Source organism: Paenibacillus hunanensis (genome assembly GCF_014645615.1).
Taxonomy (GTDB): domain Bacteria; phylum Bacillota; class Bacilli; order Paenibacillales; family Paenibacillaceae; genus Saccharibacillus; species Saccharibacillus hunanensis.
In genome coordinates this window covers 378978-393276 of the sequence record NZ_BMMB01000001.1, presented here as the reverse complement: position 1 = coordinate 393276, position 14299 = coordinate 378978, and the positions used below count along the sequence as shown (strand labels likewise).

Sequence of the window (14299 nt, the reverse complement as noted above, 5' to 3'; positions counted from 1 at the left end):
ATCTCCCCCTAGATATCGTAGTTATAATGACTTGGATGACGTTTACGTACAGGCTCTTGCGATTCTTCTGGCGGCGGTTCAGGTAGCGGTGGCTCGTTATAGCGTGATGACTCACTGTAGCGCTTTACTGGACGACTCGGTTGTTGAGGCGTAGTGCCTTTATTGATCGATTGCCGTACTTGCTCACTTCCTTGCGGAGCGTTATAAGCCTGCGTAGTCGAAGTAGGAGCCTGTTGTGTACTACGAACTGGTTTAGAAGGAGCGGAAGCTGCACCACTAGACGATTGACGTTGCTTTAAGAAAGAAGGTATCGTCGATTCAGCGTTGGTAGGTGCACTTGTACCTTTACGGTTACTAGCAGGAGCGGAAGTCGTTGGCTGCGCTGAGCCAGATTGTCCCGTTGTTATCGTTCCAGTTCCCCTTGCTTGCTCCATCTGGTTCCTTCTACCAGGTAGTGACACTTGAGCAGCCGCTACGGAGAGTCCAGCTTCTGACTGGGTGGCACCCACACTTGCTGATCCTGTTAAAGGGATTGATCCGGGAGCGATCTCACTTCCACCAGAGCCGGAGACACTACCTGCATTCATTCCACTATTACTTTCTTGTTCGAATTCCTTCGTGGCTTTTGATGCTTGTCGTCGCTGCTGGATGGCTTGTACCCCTTGCGCTGCCCCCTTACCTGCCGCTATTCCGCCACGAGCCATATACTCGACTCCCTTGCCTGCCATGCCACCTAACTTCATGCCAACCGCAGCTCCAATAACCGGATTGCCAGCCATAAGTCCAATCGAGGTACCGGCAACTGTACCTGCTGTTTTGGCTCCATAATTAAGCGCTAAGCCAGCCACCCGTCCACCCGTCTGTACAGCCTTACGTTTCCACGAGATAGGAGCTGCTGATCTGGAGCCTGAGGATGCTATTGCAGCGTCTGATGCTCCACCTGCTGCCATATTCCCTGTACCTGCCGCCATGCTCTCACTTCCAGCTTGACTCGTTTGCTCCGCTTCTCTACCGGATTGTTTACCTTTCCTTCCCCACGATGACCCTTTCGGGCTAAACATACGCCCTAGCGCCATCATTGATCCGACACCAAACATTGATCCCATTCCAGAGCGCTGTTGCTCTTCTCCCCCGACAATCTTGCTTATTATGCCGTGGATTGCAGAAAAACCGAAAAGGTAAGCAACAATAACCCAGTTAGATATACCATCCGGACTAAATTTAAGCAGCAAAAAAAATAGCCCCAGGGCAAGAGCATGACCACAAGGCATAAGCATATAAGAGATAAATAAGTCCCACCATATCTGAAGACTATGACGGTACTTAGGAAAAATAGTGATGATGCATGACGGAACGAACACAGCTACTAAAATCATCAACATAATAACTCGCATCGTGTACTGATAATTGATCATTGCTGTCATGATTGCCGCTGCTAATACCAGTATACTGACAACGAATCCTCGATACTGAATCATTTCATTGTAGCCTTCAGCTCCAGTTCCCCAAATCATATTAAGGAATAGATCAGGCTGTACACCATGCCTGACCATCGTATCCCAGATCATATCGGTGAAATATTCAGTTGTTGCCGATACGAAGTTCCACAAGTAAGAACCGAAGCGAATCGATAAGATGCCAACCAGAAAAGCCGTTACATAATCTTTCCATTGGCTTCTTTTTTCCGCTTGTGTACTATTCCAAAGGGATAGGAATGCTAAAACCATGACAATGATAACGACGGGATACGGCATAAAATGCTCAAAAGTAGCATACAACGCATCAATGGCGCTCATCATGCCTTCTGTAAATACACCAAGATATAACGTGCCTGAAGCTTGAGTATCGCCACCCTGTAAAAACCCGTCACTGGTTGGATTAGGATTCTTATCAAATACCAATAGGGTGACATCTTTCATTCCAAACGATCGGATCAGAAAATTGGCTGTCCCGATCAACACATCCGATATCGAGCGTTCGAACAGCCCCGGCTGATTATCTGGGTCTTCGTAGTACGCATCGATCTGCTTACCAATAATCCCCTTCGAACCTTCCTTCGCACCATCAATGCTTCCTTTCGATCCAGAATGCGAAGTGCCTGAATTGGATTGATTTTGAGTAGCCTGATTTTGCTGGTTTGCCATCCCCTGAGCAAAGACACTAATCGGTAGGCTAAGCAGCAGGCACACTACCATCAATGCGACGAGTTTATGCTTCACGCTGCATCGCCTCCAGCTCACGTATATATCGCTTACGCTCTTTGTATGCTGGATCATTCGGATCGCTGGTAAACATCATATGTTCATGTGGTGAAGCATCTACATGAACGATGACAGACTGATTATCAACTTTTACAAGCATATCGCCCTTTCGGGCTTGATACACAAGAAAATCAGCCTCACCTTCAGTGAGTGCCAGTTTTCCTCGTACAGCATCAATATCCAATGCTTCTTGAATGCCTATTATTTTGATTGGACTGTTTTTTATCGCTGCCATGCCAGCTTGTGAGCGTGTAAAAACTTCTAAGCCTTGCGTGACCGATGCAATACCTGTATTGGTAGAACGCCCTTCGCGGTATGCACGCTCTGCCCAAACCGCACCAAAATCCTCATCAAGAAAAATATTTTGACATTCTTCAATGATCATATTTTTTTGAACATCAGGATATTTTTTTGCCCAGCGTTCCATCATCCAGTTCTGCGTTACAAATAAACCGATCGGACGCATGATTTCGGCATCTAGTCGGTTGATTGCAAAAGCAAAGAAAGGAGCTCTTTTTAATTCTACGGTGGATTGTCCATCAAAGATCGAATAGGACTTCATTGTCCCTTTTTTAGTAAATGGTCGTAGCAGTTCACTTGCTTGACGAATCATATCACTGGTACTTGCCTGCATTTTATCAAACAATCCAGAGAGGATAGGCATATCCTTCCGAGTTCGATGTATACGGAACTGCTCATCGATTTCTTGACTGCTAACGGTATATAAATTTTCTGGATCAGAATCAATTTCTAAATCCGCATATTGCTCACGAATAGCTGTCCCTATAAAAACTTTGACTTCGCCAGTGAGTACAGTACGGTCGTAAACGGAGATCATTTTAAAAACAGTCGCCTGCACAGCATTTGCAGCTTCTTCAATATCAACAAATTGCGATCCGTCTGCCAGTTCAGTGATATCGACATCATACGGATTTAAACGAGCTTTACTATGCTCGCTAAGCTCAATGTAAGGACAACCGATCATCTTACAAAAGTCACCATACTCCCCTTTCCAGTCGATCGCACCCACTTGGCGACCAATGTGAGTGGATCGAAGACCGAATAGCTGAATAAAGAATGACTTCCCTGCACCACTTCTCGCCATGATAGCCATATGATAATTGACGAGATCAGCATGCCAGTTGTCTAACATTACGGGTCGTCCCTTACTGTCTTTTCCAATCACAACGCCTGTTCGGTGATTTAGCGATCCGCCGCCGAAGGGAAATAGATCAGACACGTTCGAACTTTCCAGAGATAAGATATGCTCTGGAGCATGTTTGCACTCAGCTGCCGTAGGTAGAACGCCTTGTAAGGCTGAAAGCTGCCAACCATCTGTCGAACGCAAATAGAGCGATTTGCCAGCAAAACGTTGGATCAATGACCGACAAATTTTCATCAAGCTTGACCAACTCGGCGCACTTACGATGACTTGGATTCCAACTTTAAAGCTACGCTCTACATTCAAGCGAATCCGCTTCTGACGCTCCTTCAAGTCTGCGATTTCATCTCTCATCGCATCGATTTTACGGACGTCTTTTTCGTCGCTTATATCGGACAACAGGCCGGCCAGTCTTCGTCCGATATCATCCAGCTCTTTATCATTTGCTGATGGTTGTACATGCAATACCAGATCGACATCGCCATTGCCTTGTTTGGATCGGATCAGACTATCCAGCATGCCTGCCCATGTATTCCCAGACGATATTTCAACAAAGAAATTGCGAAAAAATCGAGCAGGCGTGATTGTTCCACCAACCTCTACGGCATAACTATCTGCCTTCGTTTTTTCAAAAGTCATGTCTCCTGGTAAGGTTTCTTTTATCATCGAAGGTGCGGCAAAGTCTAAACCACTCGCCTTACCAGCGTCTAAAACCGGTTCGGTTGGTACATGCTTTTTCTTTTTTTTCAAACGACGTAGAAAGCTCAATCAGGCTCCCTCCTCCCCGATATCAGTTAAAGATCGTTTAATACGTTTAAAGCTGTCAGCTGCAATTGCATCCACCATACGTGCATGAGCCGATAACTCACGATGTAACATTTGATAGCTATAATTCCATACCCCAGCACGATCCAAGCGCTGGTAACGCATATCGATCTGCTCACAAAATCCATATATTTCTTCAGCAGCTTCTTCTAATATTTGGAGCGCCAGGTCCGATTTTTCTTCATCGGATAATCGATTTTTTCTGTTACCAAGCTGTCCAACGACATCATCTAATTTTCCAATGCCGAGATTTACTCCATTGATTGATGCAGCTTGGACAGGATCATATTCCAATATAAAATATCCGCGGTAATCGCGAATCGCATCTTCCTCTTGTGACTCGGAAAGATACAAACTCACATTTCTGCCGCTCGCTTTTAAAAGCGGATAATCATCCGATAGTTGTTCAATTGAAGCCTGGTAATCTCGCAAATAATCCTGCATTTCAAATAGCTGTGATTGAAGAACAAGTTTGTATGGCAGTGATAGCGTATTGATTAACCCTAAAAAGTTAGACCACATTGCTCGTTGCTCTTCAATCGATGCATGATCCGTATTGATCGGCTCGACTTCAATTACAAGACGAAATAAATTGCCGCGCTGCGTCATCCCATCCCAAGTGACAGATGTTTTATCGCCACCGATCACATCTTGTACCGTTAGCTCCTTTTGATCTTTTTTTCTTATTTTCCATATGAAAAACGCAAGGAAAATACCACTTATCGCCCAAATCATTTACGAACCTCCTTTCCTGTATTGATAGATTCTCTTTCTTAATCTTAATTTGATTATTCCTGCATAATAACGCCATACCGGGAGATTAGTCCCGGTATGTTTTGCGTAACAAAGATATAGACATACAGCAAAAGGGATGCCGTAATGAATACGTGAATAAAGCCAATCGCTCCCAATACGCGGTACAAATTGACTCATACGCGTAGATAAATATAATCCCAAGCCCCACCATATGGTGTCCTTAAAACTCAGGCTAATACCAGCAATTTTTAGGAAACGTTCCTTGATTCTAGACTTGTATGAAATGGGATGATATTGTCCCCACATAGGATTGCCTCCTCTAGCTCATGATGGTGGCAATATCAACACCAAAGATGCCAAAGATAAAGCCGAGAATGGGTTCAGTCCAAAAAATCATTGCCATACAAGCAATAAATGCAAGAGATTGAATTTTTGTTTGTCTTAATATATCTGGACTGAACCCAGCTCCCCAAAAGCAGGCACCTAACCAAAACCCAAACACAAGAGCACCAAAAATAAAAATATGGCGAGCACTATCAACAAAGTTATTCGTTGACTTGTCCACTTGATTCTCTAATCCATTAGTCGTGTTAGTCAACTTATCCTTAATACTTGTTCCAGTAGTCCCTTTCGTTTCGGCATAAACTAAAGCTGGCGCTTCAACTACCGTTAACAGTGCTAACAATACAATCAACACCGAACAAGCTTTAAACATCATTTGCATTGCTTTCTTCCTTTCTTTTTACAGCATGATATGAAAATGATGGTATCCGCCCAGCACCATCCAAGCTCCCCACCCCGCAAGGCTCAGACTTTCGATAAATATTGGTGGAATTCCAAATAACGGGATACCGAATCGGTATGGAAGCGGCCAGAGCAACGCGATGCGTCCAGTAAATACGTCCAGTACCAAATGCGATCCGTACCCAATCAAAAAAGACCATTGCCAGCTTGTATGTAACAAGCCCAGCAATAGCCAGATACCAACTCCAAAGAGTAGACTATGCGTTATCGTACGCTTCCCAACACCTTGCTCCAGAGCAGCAGGCAACACTGGAATCCATCGCCCTAACAAACTATTCGAGCGATCAATATCCGGTAATAGTGATGCAACAGCGACTACCGCAAGTTGTGCTGGAGAGTGTATACCTAATAGCATTGCAGCTGTAACGCCGCCGATCAAATGCGATGCACCATTCATAACGCGATACCTTCCGATACGCCTTCACAGATCAGCTCCAGAAACTTATCGGTAAGTTCTGGATCAAATGCCTTCCCCCGTTCACTACGAATATAATCCAGTACCTGCCCCAACGCCCAAGCTGGCTTATACGGACGCTCTGAAGACAACGCATCGAACACATCGCATAGGGCAACGATCCGACCTGCAAGTGGAATATTGTTACCACTCAATCCATTCGGGTAACCTTTTCCGTCCCAGCGCTCATGATGGGTTGCAATAATCGTTTTGGCTACTTCCATTTCTTCGCTGTTGTATACAGATAAAATGGACAAACCATACTGTACATGTCGCTGCATGATCTTGCGTTGTATATCAGTGAATGGTTCTACAGACTGTAAAATGGATAGAGGTATAGAAATTTTACCAATGTCATGATACTTCGCCGCTGCTTGAATCACTTCGACTTCATGAGAAGATAAATTAAGGTGACGTGCGAACTGCCCTGCCAATAAGCTAACTCGATTAGAATGAACCGGATCAACCATTTCAAGAACGTTTTGTAAGATCATTGATATCCTCCCTTTTACACGGGTACGGACTGTACGAGTAGCTTCATCCCGGTCTTTGTCTCTCCACCGATCTCAACATCACAAAATGACGGTACGACTACCAAATAATAACCGTTTGGTGCAGTCATTCCACGAGCAACAGAAACTGCTTTGATTGCCTGGTTGATTGCTCCAGCGCCAATCGCTTGCATCTCAGCAACTTTTCCACACTGAATTGCCGAAGCAATTGCGCCAGAAAGATTACTTAATTTTGAATTTTTTGATACTTTATAGACTGCCATCTTTTCCTGACTAATATCAGTAGCAGCTACGACCGTACGTGCAATAGCCATATGGACTCCTCCTTATTTTTTTTATGAACTTTAACAGTCCACATCCTTTAGAACGAAAAAAGCCACTACATGCAAAGGAGCACATAGTGGCTTGATTTTGAAACGCTATTTTATAAGAACATTAAATACAATAGACCAACCATAAAGTCGTAAGAAAGTAAGTATGTCAATATTAAAATTAACCAAGTGTATTTTTTGTCTATAGACCTTATTTTTGTTTTTAAATTAAAAATGATCAAACCTAAAACGATAATATGAAATGGTAATGGATCATTTAAAAATTTCAGTCCACTAAGAAATGTTGGATTAATGAGGATAGGTATGTGTAATGATAGAACAAACCAAATTTTTAAAAAAATAAGCAGAAGCAGACATAACATTACTATAATCATAAGACGATCATCTATTGATATTATAATTTTGCGATTATTTATTATTTTTTCTTTTGTGTCTTTGATCGGATTAGGATCAATCATAATGCGCCTCCAACTGTTGGTTTAATTCCTAATCAGTCTAAAAGCTGAATTGAAAAAAGCCGATAGTCGCATCAAACTAAGCGAATATCAGCTTTACTATTTATTTGATTTATCAGATTTAGGCAATAAAAAAAGCCCCTGAATGGGCCAATTGGTTATGTACGCTTTTTGGGCTAACTCCATTATAATACCAAAATCAAGAGTTGGCAAGAACTTTTGTTCGCATCCAGTGAGGATTTTGGATTAATATCATTTAAACATGGGGCTGAGGACACGTGGGCAGGGAGCTGCTGTGCCGATCCACCTGCCATGCTAGCAGACTGTGCAGCTATGCCCTGGTTCCATCCCTTCCCTCAGCCCCCTGATCTATAGTAGCAACACGCTCATGATCCCACTCCCATAACCCCTGTTTTCCCTTTGCCTCTACAGACTCGTTCCATTGCTCAACTTCCGTCAACTCCCACGCAAATCGCCCAACCGTGAAGTCCCCATAATAAGATTCTGGACTAGCAATATAGCGGTCACCCTCCAACAGATAACCATCTGCACACATGTCTATAGATTTGAAACAGTTAGTCATCATCGCTCTACCGATTATAGCACCTGTTGGTAGGTCAGATATCGTTTTATAACCATGCGACTTCAGGGCAATAGCAATAAGCGGTTCATTTAAAGCGTCAAAATCTACCACCAAGCCTGCATGTATAGCAATCGGACCTCGATAATTTGTTTTCCAGCTCCGCGTTTCAAAATGTTTTTCCCGTAGCATAATCAATGTCGCCCACGGCTGCCTTATTGTAATGGCCTTCACTCTGCATTCTCCTTTATAGTATATAGTCTATTCACAAAGTCATTTGAATAAAACTACAACGTTTACTATTATCAATGCTGCTCCAATCACAATTTTGATTATATTGCGATGAAAACTAGAATCATAAAATTTGTTTAATGCATACAATAGGAATAATATATTAAAAATAATCATTAGAATCGGTAATGCATTAATTACTGTATTCATTAATTATGCTCCTTTCAAGATATCTTGAGGTATTCTTTATTTGATAATATTTCAGATCAGTTCCATTAAATCGGCTTGTCCTTCAGGATAAGGAAACACCTCTTCATCTACGATCAACTGTTGCTCAACCATCCATACCGGTGCATACGGCTGCCAGGTTGTATCGATACGCTTACCCGCTCTACGCCGTCCACGAGATTGCTGCTCGGCTTCTACAGTCCAAACCCAGTAACTGCTTGCTTTTATGGTATCTTCCTGCTTTTCAGCGTAATGATCGAGAATATCCTGCACTTCTTTCACGTTTTTTGCCCCTTTCTATGCTTCGTCATCCGATAAGATTTCTTCCCAGGTGTAGCTTACGTTTTCAGCTACCCAATGTTCAACTGCTGCATTTAATGCTTCCTGAGAGCATAGCGGCTTTGCTGACGCTTCTGTTCCAGTATCTGACTTCCATATTAATTGCAGGTCTACTTCATGTTCGTCTCCCTCACCAAAATGAAACAGAACACGTATGTTTTTAGATGGCTGCATACTTTATCTCCTCTGCATATTTATAGAGTAAGAAGAAAGACCATTACAAAAATGTCGTAAACCCTTGATACAACAGCGTTTTTATCCAATTTTGGGTGTCACCTTTTAGTGACACATGTGTCCCGTTTTGGTGACACTTCCAACACAAAAAAATAGCCTATTTATTTCCCATTTTTTTGCGCAACTGTTGTTGGAACTCTAAAAATTGCTTTCGTGCAACCAGTTTTCCGTAAGTGGCATGTGGTTCCACAATAGCCTTAATGGGCAGCTTAATACCTTTCTTTTCTAAAATGTCGTGATGGATCATAAGCTGTGTGATTCCGCTCTCCAGCTTATTTTTATCTCCACAACAGACAATTTCTGGCGACAAAAAAAACGGACGCTTCGTTACTTGGCGTCCGTAAATTTTGAGTTCGTGAATATTTGCAAATTCATACATAATGCCTTTTCTGATAAGATTAGATATCATCTCACTGGTTTTCTGTCGACTTCGTTTTAAAAGTGAAGCCAATTCTACCACCGAGCAATATTGATCCGTTTGCGGATCGACAATAGCATTGACTCCCATTTTGAGTAAAGGTGAGAGTGTAAAAATAAAGGCTAATTCAGCAGCACTTAAATACTCTTGCTGACATAAATAAAGGATATTAGGATTAATAGTCTGTGAAAACGGAGTACGATTAACTCGCTTTTGCCGAATGATCGTAAAGCCTTGCTCATTGGCTTTAGTAGCTTCTTGATTAACTAGATTTAGATCCACTTGTTCTCTACGCTTTGCCTGCTGTTCCGCTTGACTGAGCCTTTTTCTGAGTTGATGCTGATCTGACACTGTTGGTATTCACCTCCTATAATCAGTAAAAAAGTGCGAACCCCAAGTTCACATAAAATCCCTGGGAGGTTCGCACTCCTTGCTACATAAGGGATTTCAGCATTTTTATTGTATTTTCCCACCTTTTCCGTTACTCTAACAAAGAGGTTCGCACTTTTGGGCTTGAAATGCCTTGCTGTGTAAGGGCTGAAAGTGCCTACTGTCGCTCTCCGTGCGAGAGCGTGGATTGAAATCCAATATTCGTAAGCGGTAAGCTGGCGATAGGCTGTCGCTCTCCGTGCGAGAGCGTGGATTGAAATAGTGGTTCGTCCATCTCCCACTTTGTACCAGTAGGTGTCGCTCTCCGTGCGAGAGCGTGGATTGAAATATGAAAATTTGTTGAATCAAATGGCGAGTTGGTATTGGTCGCTCTCCGTGCGAGAGCGTGGATTGAAATAGGAAGATCTGCGGCTGGATGATATCCCGCACAAGTCGCTCTCCGTGCGAGAGCGTGGATTGAAATAAGCTGGTGCTTATCTAGCTACACTTCAATATGTTGTCGCTCTCCGTGCGAGAGCGTGGATTGAAATCTTGCATCCTCAGAAGGAACAGCAATTGTTACGGAGTCGCTCTCCGTGTGAGAGCGACCTTTAGTTTGAAACTATTTAAAGAGCCAATTGAACAGTACGAATGGGTAGAAGATATACATATACATACCAAGCGCTATAAAACTACCTATAAGTAGGGCAAATAGGACACGCCAAACCTCGGAATGAAAGAAACGCAAGCAACCTGCCACGAACACTCCAACTATTAATATGATTGCCATAAATGTATCTAAGACTTTCCTCATTTTCATAGATATCGACCTCTCTAAAATAACAATTTAATTACTCCATAAACGCAGCTAAGTATGAATGCCAAATTGATCATAATTTTATTTAGCGGTTTCTGAGGATTCTCCTAAAATATATGAAAGATCACGTCACTTAATTGATACAGCATACGAATGCAGCCTGCCATACAAACTCCAATTATTAATAGAGTTCCAATAAGTACATTAGTTAACGTACGGATTGTAATTCCAAACATAATTAATATACCTATTATTGCAATGATAAATTCAAAATTAATTTCTTTCATCTATATCATCCTTTCTATTATTAAAGAAAGGAGATAATAGGGGACGCGTCTTATCGAAATATGGTTGCTCTATATGGGGATATGACCATTTACATTGATTGACAATCACAATTAAGAAGCATATTAGAATCACCAATAAACAGCACAATACATATACATGAAAATAATATTCCTGTCTCAATTTATTCTCTCCTTTCCACTGTGATTTATAGATGCAGACCGATTAGTTAAATGCTGTCCAATCCTTTCCCTTAGCCCCGTATTACGTGGGGATTTATTTTTGTTTTGGATCGCATAGCGCAAAGCTTGGCGCGATCCGATCATAACGGCAATCTGTTTTGCTCTGGTCAATCCGGTATAGACGTTTTCTCGGATTAACATACTGCGATGTTCTATCGATACAGGCATGATCACAATTGGAGCCTCACATCCAATCGTTTTGTGGATCGTGGCGGCGTATCCCAAACCAAAATCACGTAATTCACGCTGAGATAAGAGCACTTCGTGACCGTAAAAGTCACAAAGTAAACCTATCTCATCAGTTTCTTTGCCTTCTTCGTCTAATAAAGACTTCGTGCCTTTGACTGTGCCGATATCCCCATTCAATACTTTTTTACTGTAATCATTCCGACGTAATCGCAGAATTTTGTCGCCCTGTCGATAAACCATCCCCTGTACTTTCAACTCCACCTTGTCCCCTGCTGGCGGATTAATAGCAGCTTGTAAAGCGACATTCAGTTCCTCCGTTCCAATAAGACCTTTCTTCATTGGGCTGAGGATAAAGATCTCATCCAAAGCGTACCCAATATCTAGAAATCGTAGTACGCTTCGAATCATTAGCCGCTGAATTGCTTCTGGACTAGACTGTTCAATAAAATAAAAGTCATCTTTACTATCATCAATTTGAATATCTTTACCGCCATTGATCCGGTGAGCATTCATAGTGATCTGGCTCTCTTTGGCACGACGAAAAATCTCATCCAAGCGGATATGTGGAACTCCCGCTGCGATGAGATCGCGTAAAACGTTACCAGGGCCAACTGATGCCAATTGATCACTGTCACCAACCAGAATCACTTTTGTTCTTGAGCCGATAGCCTCAAATAAATAATATGCCATTTGAAGGTCAGCCATTGACCATTCATCTATACATACAAGATCATAGGGCAAAGGTAAAGATTCCCCGTACTCCGGCTCTTCTCCTGGACGAAACCCAAGCAACAGATGTAGTGTCTCAGAATAACGATGAGTGATTTCACCTAATCGGCGTGCTGCACGAGCTGCCGGCGCACACAAGCCTATCTTTGCGTCTGTATGCTTCTGCTGGTACAATTCCAGCATCGCTTGCACTGTAGTTGTTTTACCTGTGCCGGGGTTACCAGTGACAATTAAAAGTTGCTGCATAAATAACATTCGAATCGCTTCGCGTTGCTTCTCTGCCAGTACGATCTTTTTCTGCAACTGATATTCACGGATCAGCTGATCCAAATTTGGTGCAGATTGCGCTGGACGCTGTACCATGCAACTCACTTTGTAAGCCAGCTTACTCTCGTAGATATACAGCGATTTAGGATACACGCGATCTCTTTCCCAAATGACTTGCTCATGAGCTGCCATCAATTGTAACTCTGTCCATATTTCACGTCCATCCACCCCATGTAAAAGTTGCATCGTGCGATCGATCAACTCCTGCTCCATTACGTAACAGTGTCCGTTGCCATAACACATTTCATTTAGCGTATGATGCAATGCAGCATTTAAGCGATATGGCGAGTCCATATCAATACCGATCTGTGATGCCACTTCATCCGCTTTTACAAAACCAAGCGACCCCAGCTCTGTAAGCCGATATGGATTACGGCAGATCATGTCAACACATTCTGTACCCCAAGCGGAATAAGCTTTCGTAATCAATTCTGCTGTTATACCATAAGGCATCAGCGCTGCCATTACTTGTTGGATTTCAAAATTTTGCTGAATGCTATTGGCAATCTTTCCAGCATTTTTACTCCCAACTCCCCTAATGTCCAGCAGACAGCCGGTTCCCTCTTGCATAATTCGATCAATCGCCTTATCCCCTAAATGTTTCGCAATCAATTCAGCTCGCTTCTTCCCACAGCCCTTTACAAACTTGGAGCTTAGAAAAGCAACCACCTGCTCCGTAGAGATTGGTAATGGACGTTCCCAATGTGTAACAGCAAACTGTTGCCCATATTTAGGATGAGTTTCCCACGCTCCATTTACGGTAATTCTCTCGTTTTTGCCCATGCCAAATAGCGAACCTTTGACGACAACAGGTTCTTTTGATAAATTATCCAGTTGAAAATGAGCTATTCCAAAATGGTTTTCCTCGCTCAATCGTCCATTTTGAGGATGAATAAAATAATCAATGTGCCCAGTAAGCGTTGTAGTATCCATTAGGATGTAACCAGCAAGCGTATGAATTGCCGTAGGCGATCAATGACTACATGAGCAAGTGGCTTATCATGCTCCGGAACACCAATGCGTTGCAGCATGCTCTTGGGAAAGCGAACTATCTCCCTGTCATTACGCAAAATACTCTTGATCCGGCTGATGATCGGATTGGACTTGTGCTGTTCATCCAGCGACTCAAGCTCGCTACTGATCGATTCAACTTGATCATGTCCGTAAAGCAACTCGGCTTCATTTTGTACCGCTTCGTCATAGACCTTTTCAGCTTCTGCTCGTTCTTGCGGTGTTTTTGCCATATTGACCTGGTGTAGCGAATTAAGCACTCGTGATTCGGCAATAGCTAATTCTTCCTCATCATGATCCGTTTCTTCTATAGAGAGAGGAACAGCAACTTCTACCTGATCCTCCAGATCCAGTCCAAGCATTTGTCCAAACTCTTCAGTACTGATAATTTGCCCAGTACGTGTAAATTGTTTGAGTACGCCAGGAACACTTTTTATTAAATGCCATATGTCATCAGCAATGTATGCAGATGTGTTTTCACCATCAACGCTGTAATTCATTTCTAGGAAAATATAGCCCGGCATCAATGCACGGCTAACTGGTTTGCCTAGTTCTCCAGACCGGAGTGCACGTTGAGTGGATTGTGTAAATGTGTGAATCTCTTTGATCCACTTTTGGGCATTCGCATTTTTTGAGAATGCCCATTCCATCAATCGTTTAACGTTGGACTCTTTACCGCTCATCACTTGAATTGCGAATGCAGCTCCCATTGCTATACCTCCAATTTAAATTCACCTGT

At 42.7% G+C, this 14299-nt stretch carries 14 protein-coding genes and 1 CRISPR repeat array; all 14 genes read right to left on the bottom strand.

Features of this window, described 5'->3' with window-relative positions; translation table 11 throughout:
• Positions 1 to 8: 8 nt before the first annotated feature.
• Positions 9 to 2219 (bottom strand): hypothetical protein, encoded by a 2211-nt coding sequence (locus tag IEX62_RS01575; protein ID WP_188773641.1) that lies wholly within the window; start codon positions 2217 to 2219, stop codon positions 9 to 11.
• Positions 2209 to 4191 (bottom strand): VirB4 family type IV secretion system protein, encoded by a 1983-nt coding sequence (locus IEX62_RS01570; protein WP_229685549.1) that lies wholly within the window; start codon positions 4189 to 4191, stop codon positions 2209 to 2211. Before IEX62_RS01570 ends, IEX62_RS01575 begins: the two co-directional genes overlap by 11 nt.
• A complete protein-coding gene (locus tag IEX62_RS01565) occupies positions 4192 to 4983 on the bottom strand; it encodes a hypothetical protein (protein WP_188773640.1) in 792 nt (263 codons plus the stop codon).
• A 340-nt stretch (positions 4984 to 5323) separates the two neighbouring features.
• Positions 5324 to 5728: a hypothetical protein gene (locus tag IEX62_RS01560; protein ID WP_188773639.1), complete on the bottom strand. Its 405-nt coding sequence runs from the start codon at positions 5726 to 5728 to the stop codon at positions 5324 to 5326.
• Between the two features lie 18 nt (positions 5729 to 5746).
• Complete coding sequence (locus IEX62_RS01555) at positions 5747 to 6205, bottom strand: metal-dependent hydrolase (RefSeq protein WP_188773638.1); 459 nt, start codon at positions 6203 to 6205, stop codon at positions 5747 to 5749.
• The gene (locus tag IEX62_RS01550) at positions 6202 to 6756 is read right to left on the bottom strand and encodes an HD-GYP domain-containing protein (protein WP_188773637.1); all 555 of its coding nucleotides are present in this window, start codon (positions 6754 to 6756) and stop codon (positions 6202 to 6204) included. The genes IEX62_RS01555 and IEX62_RS01550 overlap by 4 nt, the downstream gene beginning before the upstream one ends.
• Before the next feature lie 14 nt (positions 6757 to 6770).
• Positions 6771 to 7037, bottom strand: a complete 267-nt coding sequence (locus IEX62_RS01545; protein ID WP_188774027.1) for a stage V sporulation protein S — start codon at positions 7035 to 7037, stop codon at positions 6771 to 6773.
• 161 nt (positions 7038 to 7198) lie between these two features.
• Positions 7199 to 7564 (bottom strand): hypothetical protein, encoded by a 366-nt coding sequence (locus IEX62_RS01540; protein ID WP_188773636.1) that lies wholly within the window; start codon positions 7562 to 7564, stop codon positions 7199 to 7201.
• A 328-nt stretch (positions 7565 to 7892) separates the two neighbouring features.
• Positions 7893 to 8375 carry an ASCH domain-containing protein gene (locus tag IEX62_RS01535; RefSeq protein ID WP_188773635.1) on the bottom strand — a complete coding sequence of 161 codons (483 nt, stop codon included), beginning with the start codon at positions 8373 to 8375 and terminating at the stop codon, positions 7893 to 7895.
• Positions 8376 to 8633: 258 nt separating this feature from the next.
• Complete coding sequence (locus IEX62_RS01530) at positions 8634 to 8882, bottom strand: hypothetical protein (RefSeq protein ID WP_188773634.1); 249 nt, start codon at positions 8880 to 8882, stop codon at positions 8634 to 8636.
• Between the two features lie 15 nt (positions 8883 to 8897).
• Positions 8898 to 9113 carry a hypothetical protein gene (locus IEX62_RS01525; protein ID WP_188773633.1) on the bottom strand — a complete coding sequence of 72 codons (216 nt, stop codon included), beginning with the start codon at positions 9111 to 9113 and terminating at the stop codon, positions 8898 to 8900.
• A 157-nt stretch (positions 9114 to 9270) separates the two neighbouring features.
• Positions 9271 to 9942: a hypothetical protein gene (locus IEX62_RS01520; RefSeq protein WP_188773632.1), complete on the bottom strand. Its 672-nt coding sequence runs from the start codon at positions 9940 to 9942 to the stop codon at positions 9271 to 9273.
• A 201-nt stretch (positions 9943 to 10143) separates the two neighbouring features.
• Positions 10144 to 10512: direct repeats of the CRISPR family, unit length 33 nt; unit sequence GTCGCTCTCCGTGCGAGAGCGTGGATTGAAATA.
• A 729-nt stretch (positions 10513 to 11241) separates the two neighbouring features.
• Entirely contained in the window at positions 11242 to 13482 is a 2241-nt protein-coding gene (gene recD2, locus IEX62_RS01515; RefSeq protein ID WP_188773631.1) for an SF1B family DNA helicase RecD2, read from the bottom strand.
• A complete protein-coding gene (locus IEX62_RS01510; protein WP_188773630.1) occupies positions 13482 to 14270 on the bottom strand; it encodes a transcription termination/antitermination NusG family protein in 789 nt (262 codons plus the stop codon). Before IEX62_RS01510 ends, recD2 begins: the two co-directional genes overlap by 1 nt.
• Positions 14271 to 14299: the final 29 nt, after the last annotated feature.